We start from the raw sequence: 874 nt of genomic DNA, 5'->3' as shown, positions 1-874 counted from the left end.
AAAGCGTGTTGCACAAGGCCGTGAACTGGGCATCTCCGGTGTATGGCTGGGGTGATGAGGGCCGATCGTGTGTGGGTGGAGACGTTCACCGGGCTGCGGGTTGAGCAGTTTGGTCGACTGCTCAAGGCGGTTCGCGACCGGGGTGGCAACGGGACTCTGCGGGGCCGGCCGTGGGGTCTTCCGCTGGCCGAACGGGTTCTGGTGGTGGCCGTGTACTACCGGACAAACCTGACCATGCGGCAGCTGGCCCCGCTGTTCGGCATCTCTGCCTCGACCGTGTGCCGGGTGATCCAGCGGCTGGGCCCGCTGCTCGCGCTGGAGCCGGTGTCCCGGCCGGCCGATGCGGCCCAGCGGCTGTGGATCGTGGACGGCACCTTGCTCCCGGTCCGCGACCGGCGCGTCGGCTCGTCCTCGCGTAACTACCGGTTCTCGGCGAACGTGCAGGTCATCGTGGATGCAGACACCCGGCTCGTGGTAGCCGCCGCCCGGCCTGTGCCGGGCACTACCGCCGATGCGCACGCCTGGCGGGCCTCCGGGCTGGCCGAGCAGTGCGAGGGCGTCACTCTGCTTGGCGACGGCGCATACCTGAACTGTGGAATGGCGGTGCCCCACCGCAAGCGCCCCGGACGGGCCCTGCTCAAGGGCGAGGAAGACGACAACGCCGCCCACCGCAAGGTCCGCGCCCGGGTAGAGCATGTGATCGGCCGGATGAAGAACTACAAGATCCTCCGCGACTGCCGACAGCACGGCGACGGGCTCCACCACGCGGTCCAGGCCGTCGCCCACATGCACAACCTCGCCCTCGCATCATGACCAGAGAACCGCTCACACCGGCCCTGACCTGCCTGGATGCAACCTTGTGCAACACCCTTTA

1 protein-coding gene is annotated in these 874 nt (G+C 68.4%); it reads left to right on the top strand.

Going from position 1 to position 874, the window contains the following annotated elements; translation table 11 throughout:
* Positions 1 to 42: 42 nt before the first annotated feature.
* On the top strand, positions 43 to 813 hold the full coding sequence (locus LG396_RS38795) for a transposase family protein (protein ID WP_225798311.1): 771 nt from the start codon (positions 43 to 45) through the stop codon (positions 811 to 813).
* Positions 814 to 874 lie beyond the last annotated feature (61 nt).

This window comes from Streptomyces aculeolatus, from assembly GCF_020400605.1.
Classification (GTDB): Bacteria; Actinomycetota; Actinomycetes; order Streptomycetales; family Streptomycetaceae; genus Streptomyces; species Streptomyces aculeolatus.
This window is presented reverse-complemented; position numbering and strand designations above follow the sequence as displayed.

Bases quoted from the DNA above. Each gene is read 5' to 3' on its own strand.
- LG396_RS38795 (WP_225798311.1), top strand. From the start codon at position 43: ATGGCTGGGGTGATGAGGGCCGATCGTGTGTGGGTGGAGACGTTCACC.